Origin of the sequence: Streptomyces sp. NPDC018045, from assembly GCF_044327445.1 — a bacterium.
Taxonomy (GTDB): Bacteria; Actinomycetota; Actinomycetes; order Streptomycetales; family Streptomycetaceae; genus Streptomyces.
In genome coordinates, this window is the sequence record NZ_JBIRFL010000022.1 from 23141 (window position 1) to 47614 (window position 24474).

At 73.1% G+C, this 24474-nt stretch carries 22 protein-coding genes; 8 read left to right on the forward strand and 14 right to left on the reverse strand.

Translation table 11 applies throughout. From position 1 onward, the window contains the following. Positions 1–1105 precede the first annotated feature (1105 nt). The 4 genes from ACH4EB_RS30960 to ACH4EB_RS30975 all read right to left on the reverse strand — a co-directional run bounded on the left by ACH4EB_RS30960 (position 1106) and on the right by ACH4EB_RS30975 (position 3871). Entirely contained in the window at positions 1106–1264 is a 159-nt protein-coding gene (locus ACH4EB_RS30960; RefSeq protein WP_398351354.1) for a DUF6760 family protein, read from the reverse strand. After that, entirely contained in the window at positions 1261–1767 is a 507-nt protein-coding gene (locus tag ACH4EB_RS30965; protein ID WP_398351355.1) for a hypothetical protein, read from the reverse strand. Before ACH4EB_RS30965 ends, ACH4EB_RS30960 begins: the two co-directional genes overlap by 4 nt. Beyond that, complete coding sequence (locus tag ACH4EB_RS30970) at positions 1767–2210, reverse strand: phage tail protein (RefSeq protein WP_398351356.1); 444 nt, start codon at positions 2208–2210, stop codon at positions 1767–1769. Before ACH4EB_RS30970 ends, ACH4EB_RS30965 begins: the two co-directional genes overlap by 1 nt. Before the next feature lie 65 nt (positions 2211–2275). Then, on the reverse strand, positions 2276–3871 hold the full coding sequence (locus tag ACH4EB_RS30975) for a phage tail sheath subtilisin-like domain-containing protein (protein ID WP_398351357.1): 1596 nt from the start codon (positions 3869–3871) through the stop codon (positions 2276–2278). A gap of 325 nt (positions 3872–4196) precedes the next feature. On the opposite strand from ACH4EB_RS30975, the gene ACH4EB_RS30980 reads away from it, so the two are divergent. Next, entirely contained in the window at positions 4197–5594 is a 1398-nt protein-coding gene (locus ACH4EB_RS30980) for a hydrolase (protein ID WP_398351358.1), read from the forward strand. Between the two features lie 37 nt (positions 5595–5631). Here the strand turns inward: ACH4EB_RS30980 and ACH4EB_RS30985 are convergent, their stop codons facing one another. The 5 genes from ACH4EB_RS30985 to ACH4EB_RS31005 all read right to left on the reverse strand — a co-directional run bounded on the left by ACH4EB_RS30985 (position 5632) and on the right by ACH4EB_RS31005 (position 11665). Then, positions 5632–7668, reverse strand: coding sequence for an ATP-binding protein (locus ACH4EB_RS30985; protein ID WP_398351359.1), 2037 nt, complete (start codon positions 7666–7668; stop codon positions 5632–5634). Continuing rightward, positions 7665–8342 carry a DUF4255 domain-containing protein gene (locus ACH4EB_RS30990; RefSeq protein WP_398351361.1) on the reverse strand — a complete coding sequence of 226 codons (678 nt, stop codon included), beginning with the start codon at positions 8340–8342 and terminating at the stop codon, positions 7665–7667. The genes ACH4EB_RS30985 and ACH4EB_RS30990 overlap by 4 nt, the downstream gene beginning before the upstream one ends. Positions 8343–8505: 163 nt before the next feature. Beyond that, complete coding sequence (locus ACH4EB_RS30995) at positions 8506–9162, reverse strand: LuxR C-terminal-related transcriptional regulator (RefSeq protein WP_398351363.1); 657 nt, start codon at positions 9160–9162, stop codon at positions 8506–8508. A gap of 723 nt (positions 9163–9885) precedes the next feature. Further along, positions 9886–10440, reverse strand: coding sequence for an FABP family protein (locus ACH4EB_RS31000; protein ID WP_398351365.1), 555 nt, complete (start codon positions 10438–10440; stop codon positions 9886–9888). Between the two features lie 433 nt (positions 10441–10873). After that, positions 10874–11665 carry a sirohydrochlorin chelatase gene (locus ACH4EB_RS31005; protein WP_398351366.1) on the reverse strand — a complete coding sequence of 264 codons (792 nt, stop codon included), beginning with the start codon at positions 11663–11665 and terminating at the stop codon, positions 10874–10876. 221 nt (positions 11666–11886) lie between these two features. Here ACH4EB_RS31005 and nirB point away from each other — a divergent pair, with 221 nt between their 5' ends. The 3 genes from nirB (at position 11887) to ACH4EB_RS31020 (ending at position 16809) form a co-directional block, all read left to right on the forward strand. Beyond that, complete coding sequence (nirB, locus tag ACH4EB_RS31010) at positions 11887–14781, forward strand: nitrite reductase large subunit NirB (RefSeq protein ID WP_398351368.1); 2895 nt, start codon at positions 11887–11889, stop codon at positions 14779–14781. A 111-nt stretch (positions 14782–14892) separates the two neighbouring features. Next, a complete protein-coding gene (locus ACH4EB_RS31015) occupies positions 14893–15696 on the forward strand; it encodes an alpha/beta fold hydrolase (protein WP_398351370.1) in 804 nt (267 codons plus the stop codon). A gap of 654 nt (positions 15697–16350) precedes the next feature. Next, positions 16351–16809: a hypothetical protein gene (locus tag ACH4EB_RS31020; protein ID WP_398351372.1), complete on the forward strand. Its 459-nt coding sequence runs from the start codon at positions 16351–16353 to the stop codon at positions 16807–16809. Between the two features lie 33 nt (positions 16810–16842). Here ACH4EB_RS31020 and ACH4EB_RS31025 read toward each other — a convergent pair whose 3' ends face one another. Together ACH4EB_RS31025 and ACH4EB_RS31030 are read right to left on the reverse strand one after the other, a co-directional pair. After that, a complete protein-coding gene (locus tag ACH4EB_RS31025; protein ID WP_398351373.1) occupies positions 16843–17229 on the reverse strand; it encodes a VOC family protein in 387 nt (128 codons plus the stop codon). Beyond that, a complete protein-coding gene (locus ACH4EB_RS31030; protein ID WP_398351375.1) occupies positions 17226–17519 on the reverse strand; it encodes an ArsR/SmtB family transcription factor in 294 nt (97 codons plus the stop codon). Before ACH4EB_RS31030 ends, ACH4EB_RS31025 begins: the two co-directional genes overlap by 4 nt. A gap of 116 nt (positions 17520–17635) precedes the next feature. Between ACH4EB_RS31030 and ACH4EB_RS31035 the strand changes: the two genes are divergently transcribed. Next, positions 17636–18655 (forward strand): helix-turn-helix transcriptional regulator, encoded by a 1020-nt coding sequence (locus tag ACH4EB_RS31035; protein ID WP_398351376.1) that lies wholly within the window; start codon positions 17636–17638, stop codon positions 18653–18655. 122 nt (positions 18656–18777) lie between these two features. Continuing rightward, positions 18778–20016 (forward strand): multidrug effflux MFS transporter, encoded by a 1239-nt coding sequence (locus ACH4EB_RS31040; RefSeq protein WP_398351377.1) that lies wholly within the window; start codon positions 18778–18780, stop codon positions 20014–20016. A 128-nt stretch (positions 20017–20144) separates the two neighbouring features. On the opposite strand, the gene ACH4EB_RS31045 is transcribed toward ACH4EB_RS31040, so the two are convergent. Next, positions 20145–21362 carry an FxsB family cyclophane-forming radical SAM/SPASM peptide maturase gene (locus tag ACH4EB_RS31045; RefSeq protein WP_398351379.1) on the reverse strand — a complete coding sequence of 406 codons (1218 nt, stop codon included), beginning with the start codon at positions 21360–21362 and terminating at the stop codon, positions 20145–20147. Then, the gene (locus ACH4EB_RS31050) at positions 21355–21573 is read right to left on the reverse strand and encodes a YxD-tail cyclophane-containing RiPP peptide (protein ID WP_398351381.1); all 219 of its coding nucleotides are present in this window, start codon (positions 21571–21573) and stop codon (positions 21355–21357) included. The genes ACH4EB_RS31045 and ACH4EB_RS31050 overlap by 8 nt, the downstream gene beginning before the upstream one ends. Positions 21574–21717: 144 nt before the next feature. On the opposite strand from ACH4EB_RS31050, the gene ACH4EB_RS31055 reads away from it, so the two are divergent. Both ACH4EB_RS31055 and ACH4EB_RS31060 read left to right on the forward strand, forming a co-directional pair. After that, positions 21718–22404 (forward strand): 2'-5' RNA ligase family protein, encoded by a 687-nt coding sequence (locus ACH4EB_RS31055; RefSeq protein WP_398351382.1) that lies wholly within the window; start codon positions 21718–21720, stop codon positions 22402–22404. Positions 22405–22437: 33 nt separating this feature from the next. Continuing rightward, positions 22438–23235: a MerR family transcriptional regulator gene (locus ACH4EB_RS31060; protein WP_398351383.1), complete on the forward strand. Its 798-nt coding sequence runs from the start codon at positions 22438–22440 to the stop codon at positions 23233–23235. Between the two features lie 134 nt (positions 23236–23369). Here the strand turns inward: ACH4EB_RS31060 and ACH4EB_RS31065 are convergent, their stop codons facing one another. Beyond that, positions 23370–24467, reverse strand: a complete 1098-nt coding sequence (locus tag ACH4EB_RS31065) for a methyltransferase (RefSeq protein WP_398351384.1) — start codon at positions 24465–24467, stop codon at positions 23370–23372. Between the last annotated feature and the right edge of the window lie 7 nt (positions 24468–24474).

A 24474-nucleotide genomic window follows, 5' to 3' on the forward strand; every position in this document is an offset into this window, starting at 1 on the left:
CCACCGGCAGGATCCGCCGCTGTACGACCCCCCGCCCGGCCGGCGCCTTGATCAGGGGCGTCCGGCCCGGGGCGGACGGGACAGGCAGGCTGGGGGTCACACGAACCCCGCGCGCCGGGAGCGGGGCAGGTACGTGGGCATTCCGAGGTGTCGAAGACGCGGACGCGGCGGCCGGTGCGGCCGAAGCCGGTGGTGTGGCCGAGCGCGTCCGCTGGACCACGGCAACCGGCGGACGCTCCCGCGTCGTCGGCGCCTCCAGGACGGCCGACTCGCCCGCTGCCGTGCCCGAATTCCCCCGAGTACCAGCCGTGCCCGAATTCCCCTGAACACCAGCCGTATTTGTATCCCCCTTAGTGCCAGCCGTATCCAGATCACCCCTGGCACCAGTCGTACCCGTGCCCCCCTGCGCACCAGCAGTGGCCCCGGCGGCCGGAGTGGACGCCGGGCGCGAAGCCGCCGCGACCGCCCGGGGCCTGGCAGCAGGCGCAGGCCGGTGCGCACCGGCGGAGGGCCGGGCCGACGGAGGCCGCGGGGCCGAAACGTCAGACCCGGCAGCCCCGGAAGACTTCATACTCACGCCAGCCCCGCCGGCCTCATCAGCCCCCGCAGAGGAATCCGACGCCGCCATCACCGGTGGCACCGCCCGCAGCGGCGCCACCGGCACCCGCTGCACCGCCGCCACCTCCTGCTCCGGTGCCGCCGGCGTCCAGGACAGCGTGTTCGACGGCCGTTCCAGCCCGGTCACCGGCCGGGCCGTGTCGGTCATCGGCCCCGAAAGCAGGCTGCCGGGAGCGGTGGCGAGGACGGCGAGGCGGGGCGGCGCACCCATGAAGGAAGGGTTCTGCCACGTCGGCAGCCGCTTGCCGAACCCGGCGTCCGCGACTTCGGCCCGGCCGTCGGCCACGGACCGCTGAATGGACGGCAGCGTTCGCCAGGCGGTCACGGATGCCGTACCGCCGGGCACGCCACCGGTCACCGGTGGTCCCCCGCCGACGCCGACGCCGTCCCCACCCCGTTCACCGTCAGAAGAGTGCCGGGCCTCCGCCGCGTCGCCACCACTGTCACGACCCCTCCGGCCCCGCAGCCGGTCCAGGAATCCCATGGCTCAGTCCTCCACCCCGGCGCGCGCCACGAAGGACGCGATCCGGTCCGTGTAACCGCGGCGGTCGTGGTGCTCCAGATCCAGGATCGTCTCCAGGTCCCAGTGGAAGTGGTAGGCGACGTACGCGATCTCCTCGTGCAGTCGGTCGGTCGCGTACGTCACGATTCCCCCAGGCGGCTCCCGCCGAGTTCCACCTCGAACGGCTCGGAGCAGTGCGGACAGTCCACCGCGGCACGGGTGTGGCCCTCGGCGTTGATCTGGCGGTAGAAGTCCTGGAGGAACGCGAGGTCGGACGCGAACATGTTCTCCACGATCCCGTCGTGCACCATGGCCAGCGTGCCCAGGCGCGTGATGACCCGGCCGAGGAGGACCACCGACAGGTACGCGGGGTTCTCCTGGACCCGGACGTCGCGCAGCGGGACGAGTTCGTCCCGTGCCGTCGACAGGCGCATCACGCCGTCCCGGTGCACGGTGCCCGCCTCGTCGACATATCCACGCGGCAGTTGGAACGGGAACTCGGTGCGCAGGGCGCGGGAGGCCGCGTCGGCCGGAGCGGCGGCGGGGGGCGGAGAGGGGGCCTCCGCTCCCGCCGCCGCTGTCCGAGGAGCCGGTGGCGCCGGCGCGGCCGTGCCCGCGCCCGGCGCACCGGCAGCCGTGCGCCGCATTATTCGATGACCAGTTCTTCGAAGACGATGGTCACGGTCTCGCTGAGCACGGAGGCCTCGCCGGCCTTCAGGGTGCTGGCGTCGATCTTGCTGCACCAGGCGTTGCGCAGGTTGTACCGCTTCACCGGGTTGTCCTCGTAATCCATCATGATGATGGAGGCGTTCTTGCGGGCCGTGCTCATCCGGCCGTTGATCGAGTCGTTGATCCACTGGGTGAACGAGGACGACTGGGTCATGCCGCGCACCACGGTGCACTGCCCGTTCTTCTGCACGCCCGGCAGGATGTTGATGTCGACCTTGCCCTGTGCGGTGTTCTGCGGGCTGACGATGACGTCCTGTTCGATGGTGAGGCCGCTGACCTCCGAGAGGTACTCGACCATCACACCGTCGATCTGGAGGCCGAAATTGTGTGAGGTGAGGGAGTCACCCTGCATGAGAGCCATGGGTTCGCTGTCTTTCTGGGCTTCTTGGACGGTGGGTACGGGGGCTGAGGGCGGCGCCGGACGGCCTACTCCTCCAACTCACCGCTGCCGCTGGAGAACTGCGACAACCGGAAGATCACGAACTCCGCGGGTTTGACGGGGGCGACACCGATCTCGCACACGACCCGCCCCAGGTCGACCGACTCCGGCGGGTTGGTCTCCTCGTCGCACTTGACGTAGTAGGCCTCCTGGGGCCGCTGGCCGAAGAGCGCGCCGCTGCGCCACTCGGTGACCAGGAACGCCGAGATGTTGCGCCGGATGCGGGCCCACAGCGCGTGGTCGTTCGGCTCGAACACCACCCACTGGGTGCCGATCAGGATCGACTCCTCCAGGTAGTTGAAGTACCGGCGGATGTTCAGGTAGCGCCACTCGGGGTCGGAGGAGAGGGTGCGGGCTCCCCAGACGCGGACGCCCCGGCCGGGGAAGGCCCGGATGCAGTTGACGCCGACGGGGTTGAGCAGGTCCTGTTCACCGCGGGTGATCTGGAGCTCCAGGTCGACGGCGCCGCGTACGACCTCGTTGGCGGGGGCCTTGTGCACACCGCGCTCGGAGTCGTTGCGGGCCCAGATGCCGGCGACATGGCCGCTGGGCGGGACCATGCGGGCCTGGCCCGTCGCCGGGTCGAAGGACTTCAGCCAGGGGTAGTAGAGAGCGGCGTACTTGGAGTCGTAGCCCGCCGTCTCCTGGCGCCACACCCGTATCTGCTGGGCGTTCAGGCCGGGCGGCGGGTCGATGACCGCCACCCGGTCGCCCATCAGCTCGCAGTGCGCGATGAGCCCGAGCTGCACGGCCTTGACGGCCTCCAGGTCGATCGCTCCCCGCTGGTAGGCGGCCATGAGGTCGGGCACGGCCACCATGGACACCTGGTCGATGGCCTCCAGGCCGCCGAAGCCGGTGCGGTCCGCGGAGTCGCCGAGGTACTGGGCCGGGCCGGGGTTCGCGGTGGTGTCCTGCCGGGTGGCCGGGGGCGCGGGAGCCGGGGCAGGCGGCGCGGCCAGGGTGACGGTCTGGTTCTCCGGGCGGGTGAGCTGGGCCGCCGACGCGGTCTCCGTCACGGTGATGAGCTTGGAGCGCTCCTTGACCTGGTTGACGATGTAGGACCGGTTGCTCTTCTTGGCGCTCACGTCGAACGTCTCGACGGGCTTGTCGCCGTCCTTGACGATCAGCTTGAAACGTTCCGCGGGGCCTTCCCCCTCGGGATCGGCGACCTCCACGGTCAGGGGCCCGGCCGTGCCCTGGGCGATGGCCGCCACGGAGAACGCGCCGAGCTGCTTCGGCTCGGCGGCGGGCAGCTCGGCCGTACGGGCCGCGCCGGTCATCCCGGCGGGGCCCTCGCCGTTCCCGGAGGCGCCCTCGGCACAACCGCCGACCCGCACCACGTACGCGGCGGAGCCACCGTTGTTGAAGAACCCGTAGACGGAGTGGGCGAGGTAGTACCCGTCGGTGAAGTCACCGAAGGAGGCGACGTACTGGGTCCAATTGGTCACCAGCGTGGGCTCGTTCAGGGGCCCGGCCGGCGCGAGCCCGACGAAGGCCGCCACGGAGGTGCCCACCCCCTCGATCGGACGCGACCCGCTGGCCACCTCCTCGACGTAGACGCCGGGTGACAGGTAGGACGGCATGCTCTGCTCTCCTCGGGGTACGAGACGGGACGTCCCCACCTTCGCCGTGCGCGCCGCGCCGCCGAAACGTCCCCGGGTGCCGGGCCCCGGGCACTGCCGCTGCCCCCAAGGGCGTGGTGCCGTGCCTCCGCGGTGCGCGGCCTGCCGCACCTCGGTGGGCGGCGCCCGGCAGCCGCGCCGGTCGGCCCGGCCGGGGTGGACGGTGGTGGCTCCGGGGGCCGGGGTGCCGTGTCGCGGGCCGGGGCACACGTCACCGCCCGTGCGGGCAACCGGGTCTGCCCGGAGGGCTCCTGACGGTACCGGCGGTCTCTCCTAGCGTCGTGGCGTGAGCCCTTGGACTTCTTTGGAACCCGCCTCCGCGACCGTCGAGCCCGGCAGCAGCACCACGGTGCGGCTGCGGGTGCGCAACACCGGGGACATCGTCGACGAGTACCGCTTCGAACCGGTCGGTGATCTCGCCCCGTGGATCACGGTGGAGCCGCGGGTGCTGCGGCTCTACCCGGGAACGACCGGCACGGCGGAGCTGACGTTCGCGCCACCGCGTACGCCGGACGCGACCGCAGGACCGAATCCGTACGCGGTGCGGGTCACGCCGACGGAACACCCGGACGCCGTCACCGTTCCCGAGGGCAACCTCACCATCACCCCCTTCACCGAGGTGCGCGCCGAGCTGGTGCCGCCGACGGTGAAGGGGCGGTTCCGGGGGCGGCCGCGACTGGCCGTGGACAACCTCGGCAACACCAAGGTCACCGGCTCGCTCAGCGGCAAGGACGCCGGCGACCGGCTGTCGTACGACCTCCAGCCGGGCAACGTCCAGATCGAGCCGGGCCGGGCCGCCTTCGTGAACACGACGCTGCGGCCCCGGCAGATCACCTGGTTCGGCTCCAAGCAGGAGCAGCCGTACGCGCTGACCCTGCGGCGCTCCGGCACCGAGCCGCTGGAGGTGAACGGCACCTTCGTGCAGCGCGGCGTCCTGCCGGGCTGGCTGGCCACCACCTTCGGTCTGCTGCTCGCGCTGACGATCGCGTTCGTGACGATCTGGCTGGCGTACCGGCCGCAGGTGCAGAGTGTGGCGAGGGAGAAGCCCGAGAAGGCCGGTCAGCTCGCGCCGCCCCGTCCGTCCGCACCGATCAGCAGTCCGCCCCCCAAGCCCGACGAGAAGGCGGGCGAACCGTCCGGGAAGCCCGACAAGGGCGGGCAGGAGAAGCCGAAGGGCGACGGTGGCGGCGGAGGCGGTGAGCCCGCGAAGGAGCCGCCGGAGGAGACCGCGGCCACCGCGGTGCGCGCGCTGGCCGCCCGCAGCGAGGGCCGCCACATCTGCTACCGCGCCTACGTCGGCGACGGCTGGCAGGACGCGGTGTGCGACGGGGCCGAGGCCGGCACGGTGGGCAAGGGCGAGCCCATCAAGGCTCTCAACATCGCGGTGTCCGGCACCAACGGCGTCACCGGCGCAGGAGCCTACGTGGTCGAGGGCTGGCGGGAAGGCGATACGTGGGAGAAGGCGGCCGACGAGGAGGACATGGTCCTCGGCAGCACCGAGAGCGCTGACTCCCCCTTGCAGGGATTCACCCTCCAGGTCTTCGACGGCTTCGTCTGCCACGACGCCTACGTGAAGGACCGGCACTGGATGGGCCAGGGCTGCACCGACCCCGGCAAGTGGAAGTACGGCGGCAGCCCGATGGAGTTGAAGCTCCAGATGGAGGCGGTCCGTTTCACCGTGTGACCACGGGGCGGCCGGAAGGCCGGGCGAGGCCACGCTGTCACCAGCTCGTGTCGCCCGGCACCAGCCGCCCCGCCTTGCGGTATTCGCGGCGGGCGCCTTCCCACAGGTCGCCCGCCGCGACCGGCTCGTCCCGCCCGGCCGCGAGGTAGGCGGCGGTGACCACCGCGCTGCGGATCGAGCCGCCCGCCAGCTCGAAGTCCCGGGCCAGGGCGTCGATGTCGAGGTCGGCGACACGGGGTACGTGCGACAGGCCGTGCCGCCACAGCGCGAGCCGCTGCCCGGCGTCCGGGAAGGGGAAGTCGATCACCAGATCGAGGCGGCGGGTGAACGCGTCGTCGATGTTGGCCCGCAGGTTGGTGGTCAGCAGGGCGATGCCGTCGAAGGACTCCAGACGTTGCAGCAGGTAGGCGCTCTCCATGTTGGCGTACCGGTCGTGGGAGTCCTTGACCTCCGAGCGCTTGCCGAAGACGGCGTCGGCTTCGTCGAAGAGGAGCACGGCGTCCGTACGGTCGGCCTCCGTGAAGATCCGTTCGAGGTTCTTCTCGGTCTCGCCGACGTACTTGTCCACGATCGAGGACAGTTGGACCATGTACAGGTCCACTCCCAGGTCAGCGGCGATCACCTCCGCGGACAGCGTCTTGCCGGTGCCGGACTCGCCCGCGAAGAGGCCGAGGACGCCGTGGCCGCGGCCGCCGCCGGCGCTAAGCCGCCAGTCGCCGAGCACCCGGTCGCGGTGGCGGGCGCGCAGGGCGAGTTCGCGCAACTGGGCGAGGGGCCCGTCGGGCAGGACGAGGTCACGCCAGTCCACCGCGGGCCGGATCCGGCGGGCGTGCCGTTCGAGTCCCGAGGCCGACTGCTGCCGGGCGGCGAGCCGTACGTGTTCGGCGGTGAGTTCCGTCCCGTCGAAGGCGGCGAGCGCCGTCGCGGCACGTGCCGCGCGGGTGATGCGGTCCCCGCCGAGGTGGTACGGGGCCACGGTGGCGGCCAGGTCGAAGCCGTCCGCCGCCGGCCCCAGCGCGGTCCGCCAGGCAGCCGTCCCCCCGGCCGGCAGCCGGGGAGCCTGGAGCGCCAGCGGATCGTGCGGGGACCACTGCGGATCGTACGGACGGGAGTCGGCCAGCAGCACCGGCACATCGGTGGCCGCCGCCAACTCGGCCACCATCGCGCCCGGTTGCTCGGGCAGACCGCACACCACGACCGCCCGGCCGGTCAGCCGGGCCTCCCGCAACAGCTCCGGTACGCGGTCCGGGGGACCGGCGAACCGCAGCGCGTCGACGCCCGCCTCGCGCAGCGCGGACGCGAGGGTGGCCAAGGCGTCACCCGTACGGTGTTCCCGCAGATAGGCGGTGAACGGCGCGCCGCCGAGACAGGCGGCCAGCCGTCGGACGAAGCTCTCGTCGCGCGCTGCGGCGGGCAGCGGGTCCGGCATCGGACGCAGGTGGCCGAGGAGCGCGGCATCCGGGGTGTCGTCACCCAGCAAGTGCGCGGTGAGTCGGTCGGGCACGGACAACGAGCGGGTGAGCAGCGGCCGGTCCGCCTCCTCGACGGCCAGCAGACCGAGCGCGCGCAGCGGCGCCGAGGGATGGAACCGGGCGCGGGCCTCCGGCAGGTGCGCGGGCGCTCCGCACAGATCGAGGGCGAGTCCCACGGTGGCGCGGCGCCGGCTCACGTCGTCGTTGAGATAGCCGTAGAGCGGCTCGAAGGTGCGGTCGAGGTCGGGCGCGAGGGCGATGAGGACCACGGCCGTGTCCAGCTCGGTCAGCCGCAGCCCGGCGGCCGTCCGGGCCAGCCGGTCGTCGGCGTCCTCCGGCCACCCCGTCGGCGCGCCCGGCCGTACGTCCGCCTCCCGCACCGTACGCGGCCAGGTGCGCAGCAGATGGCCCACGGCTTCCTCGGACACGTACAGACCGCGCAGCGGGTCGTGCGCGGTGGGGTCGCCGGCGGAACGGTGTTCGACCAGCGCGGTCACCGCGTGCCGCAGCCCGGCCAGCCGGTCGAGCAGGGCGCGCGCCGGACCGGCGCCCCCGGGCCCGGTGGCCGTGGACAGCAGGTCTTCCATGGGCGAGGCGTTCATGTCCGTTCCCTGCGGCGGGCCGCCGCCTGCTCGTGTGCGGCGCGGGCTGCCGCGACCTGATGGGGCCGGTGGGCGCGCTCCTGCGACCGGGGCGGGCCGCCGTCGGCACCGCGCAGCCGGACCGTCGCGCCCTCCGTGACCGGGGGCCCCGCGTCGTAGTCGGGGAACGCCGGGAACGGCACGGTCAGCGCGACGTCCAGGGAGGGCTTGAGTTCACCGCCCAGCGCGGACCAGATGTCGGCGAGGGAACGGGCCTCCGGCTGGCTGCCGCCCACCGTCACCGGCACCGCCAGCCCGAGGCGCCCGAGCGGCTCCGGCAGTTCCCCGACGGGGAGCAGTTCGTGCGGCAGCAGCGTGGCCAGCACCGCGGACAGCAGCCGGTGTTCGTCCTGCGGTGTCTTCGTCCAGGCCGTCACCAGGTAGGAGAGCCGGAACCAGCGCGGCGGGCGACGGCGGCGTACGACGATGTCCCGCTCGTCGCGCAGCGCGGTGCGGCCGCGCTGCCGCCGGGCCACGTCTTCCCGGATGTCGTACAAGTAGGCGTTGACCACGGGCGCGTTGCGCCGGCCCGCCCAGTCCCGGGTGGGCACATCGAAGGACACGTCGATACCGGCCCCGGCCAGTGCCCCGCCGCCGATGAGGCCCTTGAGGACCTCGTCCACCTCATGAATCACCTACGCGCTCCCACCTGCCGGCCGCCCCTGCCGGTTCCCGGCATCGGCTCCTCGCGGCCCTGCCGCCGATCGTGGCCCCCGCGCCGCCCGGGGCGCAGGCACGGCAGGGACGACGGCGGGGCAGCGCCCGTGCCTCAAGGGGCCGCCTCCGCCACCCGGCCGGTCAGATGTAGCCCTCACGGAGGGCGTACGCCACCGCGTGCGAGCGGTTGCGCAGGTGCAGGCGGGTGGTGAGCCCGTGCATGACGTTCTTGACGGTGCGTTCGGAGTAGGACAGCTTGGTGGCGATCTCCGAGGTGTCGAGCCCCTCGGCCACCAGCCGTACGACGTCCACCTCGCGTGGCGTCAGGCCCAGGAAGGCTCCCGGGTGGTCGGCGCCGCCCCGGTGCAGGCGCCCCACCTGGCTGATGAGCCGGCCCAGCAGGTCGGCGGGCAGGTCGCCGCCGCCCTCGGCCGCGGTCAGCACCGCCTGCACCAGCCGGTGCGCGGTGGCCTCGCGGCGCCAGACGATGGCCCCCGCGCCGCACTCGATGACGTCCAGCAGTTCGTTCTCCCGGATGGTTCCCACGACGAGCACCACCCGGGCCCCTTCGCTGCGCACGACCCGCCGCAGCCGGGCGAGCGCGGTCTCGTCGAGCACGTCCTCGACGAGCACGGCCACGGTGGCGGAACCGGAGTCCGCACTGAGGTCGACCTCCGGATGCCGGCGCAACTGGCTGAGGACCCCCTCGCGGCTGATCGGATCGGGTGCGGTGACCGCCACCCGTACCCGGGTCACGGTGGGTACGGATGCTGTGGCGGCCGGAAGCGAGCTGAGCAAGCGATTCCCCTTTTTCTGTCTCACCGGCACGCCTCCGGCGGGAGCCGTCGGCCGGCCGGACGTGATCCGCGCGTCTGCGACGGCCACGCGGCGCGCCACGCACCGTGCCGCCGTCGGCAGGCGGCCGGCCCGGGTGCCGGTCTTCGTCGTCGGTGCGGTCACCCACCGCCTCCGAGCAGCGCGGGCGGCCGCCGGCCCGCGCCTCGACGACGCCGGCCACGTATCCGTATCCGTCCGGAACCGGTACTTGACTGCGGTACGACCATGCCGCCGGGAGGGGAATCGCCGCGTCGGCGAAAACTACGTAGCCAGGCCCCTACGTAATCCGGCGCCGGGCGTCGGGGGCTTCCGGCGGGGCCGTGATCAGGGCGGCCGAGCCCTGGGCGAGGGCGTCGGCGTGCACGCGCGCAGAGGAGATCGTCCGGCGCGCACCTGCGTCTTCCGCCCGGTGCGCACCCTGAGCGTACGCGCGTCTCTCCGCCCACCCGTGGAGCGGCGGAGGTCAGGCTCCCTGTCTAAGGCCCGCGCCCTGCGCGGGAGAAGGGACGGGAGGGCAGAACGCCTGCTCCCCGGGGCAGAGACGCCGCACCGGACACCGCCTGTGCCCCGACCGGCCGGAGTTGTGATGGGCCCAAGCCGCTGCCGGGATGCCGACGGCAGCGGCCTGCGCGTCAGGTGCGGGCGGGCTCGCCGCGCTGCCCGGTGCGGCCGCCCGCGCCGCTTTCAGGCGCCGGGCCTGCGGAGCAGCCGTGCCGAGAGGTGATGTCGCAGCCGGTGGCCGACCGCCGCCAGGTCGTGGACGAAGTCGAGCGCGTCCTCGTCGGCCAGGGTGTAACGGCGGCGGGTCGCGGTGACCTCCTTGGCCGTGGGGGTGCGCGCCACCTCTTGGGTGGCGAGGTCGACGGTGCCGCCGTCCGCGCGGCCGACCGAGATCTCCGCGATCCCGGTGGGCTGGGTGATCAGGGCTTCCACCCGCCCCTCGGGCTGCAACCGCCACCAGCCGCTCTCCCGGGCCGACGGCCGCAGCGGAGCGCCCTCCGCGTCGAGCAGCCAGGCGCGCGCCTCGTAATGGAGGAAGGGGCGCCCGTCATGACTGAAGGTCACCTCCTGCGCGTACGTGAACTCCTCGGCCAGCGTCGGGTACTCGCCCCGCCCCCGGCCGGCCCAGGTGCCCAGCAACCCGGTCACCGGCGCGAGCAGGGGATGTGGCGCGGGTACTCCGTCCGGCCGCAGCGCATCGGGATACGGGTGCCGCGGGGCGGGATCGAGGTCGGACATGAGGTGCGCTCCTGGGTCGGGGCCGGTGCCGGAGGGCAGCCCAGGGCCCGCCGCCCCGATCGTCGCGGCGTACAGGCCGCGAAGGGACCTCGACGGCCTTGCGGGCCGGTGGACTTCGGTGCGAGCACTGCCCGGGGCAAGGAGATGGCCCTTCGCGACGGGGGATGCACGAAGGGCCGTGCAGCAGTCTGCCAGATCCAGGTGCACTTGCAAAGGATGATGCGGAGGTTGAGGCCGCCGATGCCCGGAGAGTGGGTCCACGCGGCGCCTTCCTGACGGGCGAGGCCGTTGTGACGAGGCGTCTTCGCCATGAGCTGACGGGCGTCTCGGTGGGGAGGGGGAGGAGGCCGGGGTCCGGGGGCTGTGGGGGTGCAAAGCCGAGGGGCCGTCGCCACGGCGCGCGGCCGGGGGCCTTCTCCGAGCGGACGCCGCCCTACGTCCAGGAGTCGGCGGTGAAGGGCCGATCGGGCACCGGCGGAAAGGCCCCATCCCGCTGCCGGGCCTCATCGAACCGGGCGAGAACGAGGCGCGCCACGGCGTCTTGCGCGCCGAGCGGGCGGGCGGCGCACCCGCACCCCGCGCGGCCGGCCTCCGTGTCGAGGAGGTCGGAGAAGCGGCCGGTGGCCATCAGGTAGGGGAGCACCGCGATGCGCGTACGGCCCTCACCGCGCAGGTCCGCTGCCGTACGGGCCAAGGACCGGGCCTCCCCGTGGCCGGCGCCGGAGCCGGCACACAGCAGTGCGGGCCGTACCGGGACGACCGCCCGCCGCCGGTCCCGCAGGACCGCGCCCAGGTGCCGGGCAGTGGCGTAGCACCTGTCGTTGCCGCCCGGCCGACGGGAGCCCGCGGCGGCCAGGATCACGGCGTCCGCCGTGAAACCGGCGCGCGACTCGGCCTCCCGGAGGCGGTACGTCAGCGCCTCGGTCAGCAGCGGGTGGGGAGACAGGGGTTCCGCGGCGCGGGCGGGACCGAGCACCGTGGGGAGGTCCACGGTGAAATGAAAGCCCGCCCCCAGCAACAGAGGCACCACAATCGCCGGCGTGCCGCGCAAGGTTGTCACGGCTTCGTCGACCGTGGGGCGATGGATGTCGAAGTACGCGCTTGCCACCCGCAGCGTGGGACGCAGCGCACGCACACGTGCCAGCAATTGATGCGTTTCCCTTTGCGCCCTGGCCTCCCGACTGCCGTGAGCGGCGACTATCAGCACAGGTGAAAGGCGGGACATACCGTCACGGTAAGGACGACTGCCGTGCGCGATAAGACGCCGCTGGTCCCGGGCGCACGGGGACGACCGGCCCTGATCAAGGGGCCGTTCGGCGCGAGGTGCGGGCTCGGAGCGGGCATAGCCTGAAAACGCTGCGGCCCGAGAAGGCGCGGGCTTCGGGCGGCAGTCGTGGAACACGGAAATACGCGACCCGTCGCCCAGCAGTTGGCAGGAGAGCTCTCATGGTGTCATCCACCGACCGGCCCACTCTCGTTCTCGTCGGTCACGGCATGGTCGGCCAGCGGCTGCTGGAAGAGCTGGCCGTACGGGACGCGCTCGCCGGCCCGGACGGAACAGCCGGCCCGGAAACAGCCGTCGACCCGGGCGGCGCGGACGACACGGGCGGCCGCAAGCGGTGGCGCGTCGTCGTCCTCGCCGAGGAGGAGCGCCGCGCCTACGACCGCGTCCACCTGTCCTCCCTGTTCACCGGAACCACCCCGGAAGAACTGAACCTCGCCGACCCCGACTTCCTCGAACGCCACGACATCACGCTGCGCCTCGGCGACCCCGCCACCACCATCGACCCCGCCACCCGCACGGTGACCACGCGCAGGGGCGCGGCATGGCACTACGACGCGCTGGTGCTGGCCACCGGCTCGTACGCCTTCGTTCCGCCGGTTCCCGGCCGGGACGCGCCCGGATGCTTCGTCTACCGCACCGTCGAGGACGTCCGGGCCATTCAGGAGGCGGCGCGCGGTGCCCGTACCGCAGCCGTCGTGGGCGGCGGGCTGCTGGGCCTGGAGGCGGTCGGGGCCCTGCGCTCACTGGGCCTGGAGACCAGCGTGGTGGAGGCCGCGCCACGGCTGATGCCCGGGCAGGTGGACACCGGCGGCGCCGACGTCCTGGCCCGCACCGTCGAGGCGATGGGCGTCCGGGTGCACACGGACGCGGCGATCACCGAGGTGTGGACCGGCGCCGACGGGCGGGTCCGCGGCTTGTCGCTGTCGGACGGCGGAAGCGTCCCGGCCGACATCATCGTCTTCTCCGTGGGCGTACGGCCCCGCGACGAACTCGCCAGGACGGCCGGCCTCGATGTCGCGGACCGCGGCGGCATCGTGATCGACCCCCGGTGCCGTACCTCCGTGCCGGAGATCTACGCGCTCGGCGAATGCGCCCGCGCCGCCGACGGCAACGTCTACGGTCTCGTCGCGCCCGGTTACCGGATGGCGGAGGCCCTGGCGGACACCCTGGCCGGCGGGCAGGGCAGCTTCACCGGCGCCGACACCTCCACCAAACTCAAGCTGCTGGGCGCGGACGTCGCCTCCTTCGGCGACCCCTTCGCCCCGGACGCCGGCGGCTCGGTGCTCTGGGCCGACTCCGGCTCCGGCGTCTACAAGAAGCTGGTGCTCGGCCCGGACGGGAAGCTGATGGGTGGCATCCTGGTCGGGGACGCGGACGCGTACGGCACCCTGCGCCCTCTCGTGGGAGCCCGGCTGCCCGGCCCGGCCGCCGCCTTCCTGCTGCCCGCCGGGGAAACGGGCCCGGCGGACACCACCGCGGTGCTCCCCGACGACGCGGTGATCTGCTCGTGCAACGGCGTCACCAAGGGCGCCCTGCGCGACGCCGTACGGTCCGGGGCCCACGACCTGGCCGCCGTGCAGAAGTGCACCGGCGCCGGGACGCAGTGCGGCGGCTGCCTGGGCGCCGTCGCCTCGATCACGGAGGCGCACCTGGCGGCCGAGGGGGTCGAGACCGGGGCGGGCGGGCTCTGCCCCGACTTCCCGCAGACCCGCCGGGAACTGTACGAGATCATCCGGGTGGCCGGCATCGACAGCTTCACGCGCCTGGCGCGGGAGTACGGCGTCCCCGGCCCGGACGGCACACCGCCGCACGGCTGCGCGGTCTGCCGCCCCACCGTCGCCTCGCTCCTCGCCACCCTCGGACCGGAACTGGGGCTGCACCACATCCTGGACGGCGAGCAGGCCGCACTCCAGGACACCAACGACCTCTTCCTCGCCAACCTCCAGAAGGACGGCACCTACTCCGTGGTGCCCCGCCTGCCGGCCGGCGAGATCAGCCCGGCCCACCTCGTCGTGCTCGGCGAGGTCGCCCAGGAATTCGGCCTCTACACCAAGCTCACCGGCGGACAGCGCATCGACCTGTTCGGCGCCACCGTGGACCAGCTCCCGGACATCTGGCGCAGACTGGTCGACGCCGGCCTCGAATCGGGCCACGCGTACGGCAAGTCCCTGCGGACCGCGAAATCCTGCGTCGGCTCCCGCTGGTGCCGCTTCGGGCAGCGCGATTCCGTCGGCATGGCCGTGGAACTGGAACTGCGCTACCGGGGACTGCGTTCCCCGCACAAACTCAAGCTGGCGGCGTCCGGCTGCGTCCGCGAATGCGCCGAGGCCCGGAGCAAGGACGTCGGCGTCATCGCCACCGCGAAGGGCTGGAACCTCTACGTCGGCGGCAACGGCGGCAGCACACCCCGCCACGCCGACCTGCTGGCCCAGGACCTGGGCGACCGGGAACTGATCCGTGTCATCGACCGCTTCCTGATGTTCTACATCCGTACCGCGGAACGTCTGGAACGCACCGCGACCTGGCTGGAGCGGATCGACGGCGGCATCGAGCACGTCCGGGACGTGGTCCTGCGCGATCGCCTGGGCCTGGCCGAAGAGCTGGAAACCCAGATGCAGCGGCACGTGCAGGCGTACCGCGACGAATGGCAGGCCGTCCTGGCGGACCCGGCGAAGCTACGGCGCTTCACCAGCTCCCTCCCCGCCCCCGTCGGCCCGGCCGCCCCCGGCCACGTCCAGGTCCGTACGCACGAGGGCGCGTGGCAGTCGGTGTGCCTGCTGGAGGAGCTGGAACCGGGGCGCGGCGTACCGGTCCGCGTCGGCGCCGCGGCGGAACCGGTCGCGCTCTTCCGCTCCCCGGACGGAGAGGTCTTCGCCGTCTCCGACACCGACCCCGTATCGAAGGCCGGCGTCATCTCCCGTGGCATCTACGGGGCCGTCGACGGAGCCCCGGTGGTGACGGCACCCATGTACAAGCAACGCTTCGACCTGCGTACCGGCGACTGTCTGGACGACGAGAGCCAGCACCTCGCCGTGCACGCCGTCCGGGTGCTCTGACGAGCGGGCGCGACGCGACCGTGGCCCGGAGGGCGCTCGCGATCCATACGATCAAAGCGCTTCCGACGGAACGCCGGTGGACCGGCGGGCCGAACGGCGCAGACTGGGCGCATGGCTGAGCTTCTCGCGGTATCCGAGGACGGCACGCCCGTCACCGCTCTCGACGACGGCCGGGGGCCGGCGCTGCTCCTCGTGCACGGGGGTGGCGGGAGCCCCGCGAACTGGGACGGCGTCGTACGCTCGCTGGTGGGCGACTTCCGCGTGGTGCGGATCGCCCGTCGCATCTACCTCCCCGGGGCGAGGGTCCCGCCGGCGTACTCCATGGCCGTCGAGGCGGCGGACATCCTGGCGATCGCCGGACTCCTCGACCGGCCCGTGCTGCTGGCCGGGTACTCCTCGGGGGCGGTCGCCGCGCTGGAAGCCGCCGTACGGGCGCCCGGGCCGTGGGCGGGCCTGTTCCTCTACGATCCGCCGGTGCCCACCAGGTCACCGGTCGGAGCGGAGGCGGCCCGGCGCGCCCGCGAGGCGTTCGCCGCGGGCGATCCCCGGGAGGCGATGCGGATTCATCTGCGCGACATCGCCGGGGAATCCGCGGAGCTGGTCGACACGCTGACCACGCATCCGAAGGCCGTGGCCGCGTTCACGGCGAAGGCGGTCGCGGGGTTCGCCGACATCGCCGCGATCGACGCGCTCGGGGTCGGCGTCGACCGCTTCCAGCGGCTCGACGTACCGACCACCCTGGTGCAGGGGGAGACCAGCCCGGCCCACCTGCGAGAGCGCCTGGGCGACCTGGCGTCCGCGCTGCCGAACGCGCGGATCGTCACGCTCACCGGGCAAGGGCACGCCGCTCACCTCACGGCCCCCGGGGCACTGGCGCAGGCGATACGGGAGGCGGCCGGGCGGGCCTCTCGTTGACGGCGCACCGCGTGTGACGATCACGGCCCGGACGCCGCTGAGGGGCGGGGTCCGGTCCTGCCTCTGATCGTCCGGGCAGCGGGACGGCGGGGCAGCCAGGTAACCGGACCGCCGGGAGCCGCCTGCCGGGGAGGCCGAGGCCGTCCCGAGCAGGTCGCCCCCTCCCGGGCCAACTCACGGCCAAGGGTTGTCTCCGTGTTCCCCATGAACGGACAAAGCTCTCGGAATCAGGGTGCGCGGCCGGTGTCGCGGGGCGCGGTGGGGAGGACAGTGGAAGCGTCACGGCGGCCGTCGTTCTCGGTCGGCGGTCGCCGCGCCCCGGGGCGGTCCTCCTCGCGTCTCCGGGCGGGCGTCCTCGCCGGGGCGCCGGGGCGGCGGTAACGCCTCGGCACCCGGCGAGGACGTGCCGCGTTGAGTCGGCCGTGCCGAGCCGGCCGCATCGAGCCGCCGGTGCACCGAGGCGACCGCGCCGTCGATGTCGCCGTGCCCCTTCGGCCGGGCCGGGCGGCCGAGGCGCGCAGGGACCGTGCCGGGGGCACGGTTCCGTGCCGCTGAAGGGGAGTGGGGCTGGCCCCACCCGCCCGTGGGTCCAGACCCGTACCCCACCGCTGACGTGCTCCGTAGCGTCGTCCTCACGACACGACGGAGGAAGACATGACCAACATCAGCGACATCACGGGCCGGACGGCGCACCTCGACCGGCCCGACGTCCGGCAGGCCTTCGAGACGGTGCGCACGTGCGTCAAGCTCTACGGCGCGCTGTGCGCCGTCGCTCTCCTGACGGTGGCCGCGGTGGCGGTCGGCGGCCATACGGTGAGCACGTTCATGTGGGTCCGGGCCGCCCTTCTGCTCGCGATCGCACCGGTGATCCACCGGCTGGCCGGCCGCGCCGCACAGGGATCGCGACGGCACTTCGAACGCGTGGGCACCCTCACCGCCGTCATGCCGATCGCCATCATCGCCGTCGACGCGATCCCCGGCGTCTGTCCGCTGTGGTACGCCGTGCTCCAGGGCGTGTGCGCCCTGCCCCTGATCGGAGCCGCCTTCCTGACCCGTGGACCCGTACTGCGTACGGCGTTCCCCAAGGCCGGTTCGGCGGACGGCCGATCCTGACCAGGGCCGGAGTGACCGGGCGCGGGGCGCGCCTCACCCGCCGTGCATGATCTGGATCAGGTTGCCGCAGGTGTCGTCCAGGACCGCGGTGGTGACCTCGCCCATCTCCAGCGGCTCCTGGGTGAAGCGCACCCCGAGCGCGCGCAGCCGGTCGAACTCCGCCCGGACGTCGTCCACGGCGAAGGAGGCGGCCGGAATGCCGTCCTGGACCAGCGCCGTCTTGTACGGCTGCACCGCGGGGTGGCCGGAGGGCTCCAGCAGCAGCTCGGTCCCGTCGGGTTCTTCCGGCGAGACCACGGTCAGCCACCGGGCCTCGCCCAGCGGGACGTCGTGCTTCTTCGCGAAGCCCAGTACGTCGGTGTAGAAGTGTGCGGCCTTCTCCTGGTCGTCGACGAAGACGCTGGTCAGGTGGATTCTCATGGGGTGCCCTCCGGTGCGCCGGGGCTGAGCCATCGGGTCACGATGTGCTCCAGGGGTTCGGTGTTCAGGTCGTGGAACTTGTAGCGGCCCTCGCGCCGGGAAAGGACCAGGCCCGCGGATTCGAGTACGGCCAGGTGCTGGCTGACGGCCTGGCGGGACAGCCCCAGGCCGTGTTTGGTCACCAGCCGGGCGCATATCTCGAACAGGGTCTGGCCGTCCCGTTCCACCAGTTCGTCAAGGATGCGCCGACGGGTGGGGTCGGCCAGCGCCTTGAAGACATCCTCCGCCATGACCGCCACCATAGGCAAGCGGCGGCTTGCCTAACAAGCCGGGGTGCTCCGAACGGGCCGGGCGGCCGTCCGCCGGGCCTGACCAAGGAGCCGGAGGGGCGTTAACCTGCGGAGTCGTGACCAGGGTGCACCAGCTCGCCGGCGCGGCCGGCTCGGCCGTGTCGGAAGCGACGTCCGCGGCGTACTACGCCTCGATCGCACAGGCCGAGGAGAGCCGCGACGGGACCGTACGGCATCGGCTGCGACCGGAGGTGGGGGACGGGACGATCGAGGTGACCCCACTGCGCAGCGGGTTCCACATCGTCCGCTACGACATCGCGTTCACCGGAGGACACCGGGTCGGATTCACGTTCCCGGGCGACCACTTCGAGCTGGAGCACTGCGTCGAGGGGCGTATGTCCATCAGCGAGCGCGGCGCCGGCTCCGGTGACCTGCGCGCCCGCTCGGTGGCGCTGAGCCCGCGGGGCGCCGTCGACGGCGTCGTCGCGTACGGCGCCGGCGAGCGGTACCGGGCGGTGTCGGTCACCGGCACCTGGACCGGACTGGAGTCCCACCTCGGCGGTCTCGGCGCGGGCGTCCTGCCGCCCACCGGGCCGGAGAGCGTCGCCCGCGAGCGGTATCTGGGCCGGTCCGCCGCGTTGCGCCCGGCGGCGGGCCCGCTCGAAGAGATCTTCACGCACCGGCGCTCGTCCCCGGGCCGCCTGCTGTTCATGGAGTCGCGGCTCGTGGCGGCGCTGTCCGCGCTGGTCGACGGACTCACGGACACCGCGCCACCCGACGCCGAGGACTCCCTCTGCCCGGCACTGGACGACCACGAGGTTGCCGCGCTGCACCGAGTCCCCGACCTGCTGTGGCGACAGCGCCACGCGCCGCCGCCCCTGGCCGAGCTGGCCCGCGCGTCGTCGATGTCGGTGCGGCGACTGACCACCGGGTTCCGCGCGCTGTACGGCACGTCGGTGCGGGAGTACCACCGGCGACGCTGTCTCGACCGGGCCGCGGCGCTGCTCGTCGAGACCGACTGGCCGGTCTCACGGATCGCGCACGAGGTCGGTTACGCCTCGGCCGGCAACTTCGGCTACGCCTTCCGGCGCGACCGGGGCACCACCCCCGCCCGGTTCCGGCGGGCGCACTCCTGACGACGCCCGTCCGGCGCGCAGCGCGCTCCACATTCCCGGGCCCGGCGCTCCACACCACGGCGTGTGCACGGCGCCGACGATGGGGCCGCACGCAGACACCCAGGCCCCTCGGACGGAGACCGATGACCGTCAGCACTGATGCCGCGCCCGCACGGACCCGAACCGGACTGATGGTCATGGTTCTCGGTGGACTCTCGGCGGTGTCGCCGTTCGCCATCGACATGTACGCACCCGGCTTCCCGGAGATCGTCACCTCCTTCGGGACCTCCAGGACGGCCGTCCAGCTCTCCCTGACGGCCTGCCTGGCCGGGCTCGCCGTCGGCCAGGTCCTGCTCGGCCCGGTCAGCGACGCGATGGGCCGGCGACGCCTGCTCCTGGCCGGTTCCGGCCTGTTCGGCGCACTGTCCCTGGTCTGCGCGTGCGCCCCGTCCATCGCCGTGTTCGACGTGGCCCGGCTGCTGCAAGGGATCGCCGGCGGCGCGGGCATCGTCATCGGGCGGGCGGTCGTCAGCGACCGGTTCACCGGCACCCACGCGGCCCGTCGGCTCACCACGCTGAGCGTGATCGGATCGACCGCGCCGGTTCTGGCGCCGGTGGCCGGCGGCCTCCTCCTCGGCGTCGGCTCATGGCGGCTGGTGTTCGTGGCGCTGGCCGTGACCGGGCTGCTCCTGCTCGCCGCGATCTGGGCCTGGGTGCCCGAGTCGCTGCCCGCCGCGCGGCGCCGGACCGGGGGCCTGCCGGCCGTCCTCGCCGCGATGGGCCGCCTGCTCCGGCGCCGCGTCATGGTCGGCCATCTCCTGGTCATGGGGTGCGCTCTGGCCGCGCTGTTCGCCTACATCACCGGCTCGCCCTTCGTCTTCGAGAACCTCTACGGCCTGTCGCCCACCGGGTACGGCCTCGTCTTCGCCACGAACGCCGTCGGCACCGTGGTGACCGGGACGGTCTTCGGGCGGCTGGCCGGGCGGGTGCGTCTCAACCTGCTGCTCACCGTCGGCGTGGCCGTCACCGTGGTCTCGCTGGTCACGCTGGTGACCCTGCTCGCCGTCGGCATCAGCACGTTCCCCACCACATGGGCCTGCCTGTTCGGCCTGACGTCCGGATTCGGGCTGGTGCTGCCCGCGTCGACCACCATCATTCTCGCCGTCGGCAGCGACGCCCCCGGAGCCGCCTCCGGCATGCTCGGGGGCGCCCAGTTCGTCCTCGGCGCCGCGGCCGCGCCGCTGCCCGGCGTACTGGGCGACACCACCGCCATGTCGACGGCCGTCGTGGTGCTGGGCTGCGTCCTGCTGTCCGCGACGGCTCTGCTCACGCTCGCCCGACCGTGGCAGGGTCACGGCGAGCCGGCCGTCGGCCCGTCCTGACGGGCCCTTCCTGATCGGCAACGCGTCCCGTCCCGGTCCCCGGCAGCGCATCCAGACCTCCCTCGCCACGGCCGGGGGGGGGGGAGGGAGAGATCGCAGGACGCCACCGCCGTACCGGCGCCGGGTCCCTACGAACCCGGCGGCCCGGCGTGCGGGCCCTCGCCGCGTACCGCGTGCCGAAGCCGCTCGCCGATGTGGCGGATCAGATGTTCCAGATCCGCGCAGTACACCGAAGGGTGATCGAAACCCGAGCCGTGCCGATAGCGGTCGGTGTACCTGCCGCCTCCGCAGACGCCGACGACGGGGCAGTGCCGGCAGCTCTCGCAGAGCGTGTCCAGCCCTCGCGCCTGGGCGGCCACGGTGTGCGGATGGTGCAGGGCATCCTCGAAATCGTGCCGGAAGACGTCCAGCCCCAGGTCGGGCGCGCCCGCGTACGCGGTCTTCAGGGAGTCGATGCGCTGGAGGGAGCCGTCGGTGTCGACCACCACCACGGCCAGCGGGGACAGCCCCACCGATTCGGACCTGCTCGCCGCCCCGAGCAGCAGCGCCACGATCTCGCCGAACAGCCGGACCGGTACGGGCCGGTGGCCCGGCGGCGTGTCCCACCACAGGTCGAAGACGCGCGCCAGCCAGGCCCCGTACGGAACGGGGCGCGCGGCCCGGCCCGCAGGCTCCGCGAACGGGCCGATGCCGGGCGGAGGCTCGCTCCAATTCCCGTACGGAAGCAGGAAGTCGAGGCTGGTGGGGCCCAGCGCGACCAGCGACCGGTAGATCTCCGCGGGGTCGGTGTGCACGTCGATGGTGCACAGGATGCCCCCGTAGGCGGCGGGCGCACCGGCCAGCAGCCCGGCCGCCCGCCGGACTGCGGGCCACGAGGACCGGCCCGCGTGGTCGACGCGCCGGCGGTTGAGCCGGGCGCTGCCGCCGTCGAGGCTCAGGCCGACGGTGATGCCGGCCCCGCTGAGCCGCTCCAGGGCATCCGCGGTGAGCAGGGTGCCGTTGGTCTGCACCGAGACCGCTGCGGCGCAGTCCCCGGGCAGGGCGTCCCGGACGGTCCGCGCGTAGCCGATCAGCGCGGCGGGCCCGGCGAGCAGAGGTTCCCCGCCGTGCAGATCGACCCGCACCGAACGCAGTCCGTGTGCGGTGACGTGCTGGGCGATCCGTTCCGCGGTACGGCGTACGGTGCCCTCGGCCACCCGGCCCGGGCGCTCGCGCCAGCTCTGGTCGGGACCCTCGTACACGTAGCAGTAGGTGCAGGCGAGGTTGCACCTGCTGTGCACTTTGAGCACGAACTGCCGGAAGGGGACGGGCCGCCGGGACGGAAGGGGGCGGCCGGCTTCACGCATCCGGGGGAGGGGGCCCGTCGTCGTAGAACGCCACAACGTCCGGGCTGTCCATCCGGTCGCACACGCCGGGCAGCAGCGTGCTCAGCACCGGGTGTTCCGTACGGGCTGACAGCTCGTCGAGTGGCAGGGCGGTGAAGTCGGGCAGCCGCGCATCACTCGGCTGTACGGGCAGTGGTACGGGCGGATGCACAGGCAGGCAGGTCTTGGTCATGCCCTGGGCCTCTCTCGCTCGTCGGTCTCCCCAGGTTTCCACGGGCCGGTGGCGATTCCAGCGCATCGTTCCGGCCAACACGGGGGGTGCCCGCGGCCCACCCGGGAACAGGGCGGCGTCCCGCCGATGCGATCATGACGCCTGATGAACGCAGACGCAGACGCAGACACCGGCATGAGCGGAGACGCAGCCGCAGGTATGGGTACAGCCGCCGATGCGAACACGGGCGGAAGCGCGGACACGGACGGTGGCGCCGGCCTGGTCACGGATGAGCCAGCGGACGCCGACTGGCCGGACATATCGGGCGATACCGCCCTCACGATCAAGGTCCCGGAAGCCGACCCGCTGGTCCGGGCCGGGTTCCCCGCCCACGTGACCGTGCTGTACCCGTTCGTCCATGAGAGCCGTATCGACGCCGCGACGCACCGCGAACTGGCCGGTCTCTTCGCCGGGCACGACGCCTTCACGCTGACCTTCGAGTCGTTCGGCCGCTACCCCGGCGTGCTCTACCTCGACCCGTGGCCCCACGGCCCGGTGACCGCGCTGACCAAGGACCTCACCCGGCGCTGGCCGGAAGCCGTGCCGTACCGCGGAATATTCGGTGCGGGACTCGCCCCGCACCTGACGATCGCGAACCACGAGGGCCCGGCGACCCAGGAGGCCGCGTACGACGCGTTGCAGGCCGAACTGGCGCCCGCGCTGCCGCTGAGCTGTTCCGTCGAGGCGGTCCAGCTCATCGCCTGGGACGGCCGGCGGTGGCAGGACCGGACGGCGTACCGCCTGGGCGCGCGCCGGCTCACTACCCGAGCCGCCGCCCCTCCCGACGTTTGACCTTGCCGCAGCGTCAACGTTTTTACTGAAGCCATGCGTATCGGAGAACTCGCCGGCATCGTCGGCGTCACCACCCGTGCCGTACGGCACTACCACCGCACCGGGCTGCTGCCCGAGCCGCCGCGGCAGCTCAACGGTTACCGTGCGTACTCGCTGCGCGACGCCATCGAGCTGGCCCGCATCCGCCGGCTGACCGAACTCGGCCTGACCCTGGGCGAGGTCAAGGACGCACTGGCGGACGACGCGGGCAAGGACCTCGTCGAGATCCTCACCGAGCTGGACGCCGACCTGGCGCGCCAGGAGGAGGCCATCCGGCAGCGCCGCGCCCGGCTGGCCCGGCTGTTCGAACAGGCCGAGCGGACTGGCCGGCTCCCGGACGAGGCCCCCGTCTCGCCCGAACTCGCGGCCGTCTTCGACGACATGGCCCGCGCCTCGGAGCTGGTACCCGGGCCGGAGCCGGCGATGGCGGCCAAGGAACGGCAGCTCCTAGCCCTGCTGGAGACCGGCACGCCGGGCGGCGACCGCGGATGGTTCGACGCCCTGATGCACGGCCTCCGAGCCGACCCGGCGGCCATGCGGCGGGCGTACGCGGTCTATGCCCGGATGGATGAGCTGGCCGAGGCCGCCGAGGACGACCCACGGGTGGAGCGGGCCGCCCGGTCCATCGTCGACAGCATCCCGGACGAGGCACTACGGGCGATCACCCTCCCGGACGACGGCGACGCGGGCGAGGGCACCGGTTTCACCGACGCCTTCTTCGCGGACTTCGCACCCGCCCAGGCCGCCGCCGTGCTCCGCGCCATCGAACTGCTCAAGGAGCGCGCCGGGTGAAGACGCCGGGACGGACCGTGCGCCGGACCTCCGCCGCCCGCTGTCCGGCGAGCTGATACCCGCCCTGTGCGTGGCCGGCGGAGTGCGCGTCGGCCCCGCCGTCCGCCTGGCCACGGAACCGGCCGTGCTCGCGGTCACGGCTGCGGCTGCGGTGCCCCGGCCTCGATGAGGGAGTAGGGGGCGGCCTCCGCGAGCGGAGTGACGCAGATGAGGGACAGGCCCGCGCGGTGGCACAGGTCCGCGAATTCCTTACGGGTGCGCTCCCTGCCGCCCACGTTCACCAGCATGTTGAGGTCGCTCAGATAGGTGACTCCGTTGTCGGCGGCGTGGCTCCCGACGCGGTCCTCGCTGCCGGTGGAGGAGGCGACGACTTCGGGAAGCACGGGTTCCACGATCAGGACGCGGCCGCCGGGCGGCAGCACCTCGCGGCAGTGGGTCAGGATCGTGACGGCCCGGTCGTCCGCCCAGTCGTGCAGAACGCTCTTGATCAGGTAGAGGTCCGATCCCTCGGGTACGGAACGGAAGAAGTTCCCGGCGGTCACGGAACAGCGTTTCGCGAGCCCGCGCCGCTCCAGCGTCCGCCGCGTCTGCGCCAGGCCCTCCACTGTGTCGTAGACGACGCCCGTGACGCCCGGATGCGCGTCGAGCACGGCGGCCAGCAGCGTCCCGTCGCCGCCGCCCACATCCGTGACCGTGGTGAACCGGCCGAAGTCGAAGGCGTACGGCAGCACGGCGGCGGTCTCCGTGACGGCTTGGCTCATCGCCGCGTTGAACACCGCGGACAGTTCGGGGTGCTGAGCGAGGTGGCTGAAGAAGTCCGTACCGAAGACGGTGTCGAACGCGATGCCGCCGGTACGGACACTGTCGTCCAGGTGCTCCCAGGCGCGGATCATCACCGGTTCGGTGAACATCCGTACAAGAGAAGTGAGCGAATCGGCGCGGGAAGAGTCGAGGAGTGTTCCGGCGGAGGTCACCGAGAAGCAGTCGGGAGCGTGTTCCCTCAGCAGGCCGAGCCCGGCCAGGGCGCGCAGCAGCCGTGACATGGGCTGGTGTGCGGCTCCGGCGTCGGCAGCCACGTCCGCGGCCTGACGCCGTCCGTCGCCGATCAGCTCGACGACCTTCAACCGGACCGCCGCCCGCAGGGTTTGCGCGGCCATGCTCCCGAAGGCCAGCCGGCCGATCAGCTCGCGGTCGGCGATGGCGCCGGGCGTCAGGACATCGGTGTTCGTCAAGAGTTTT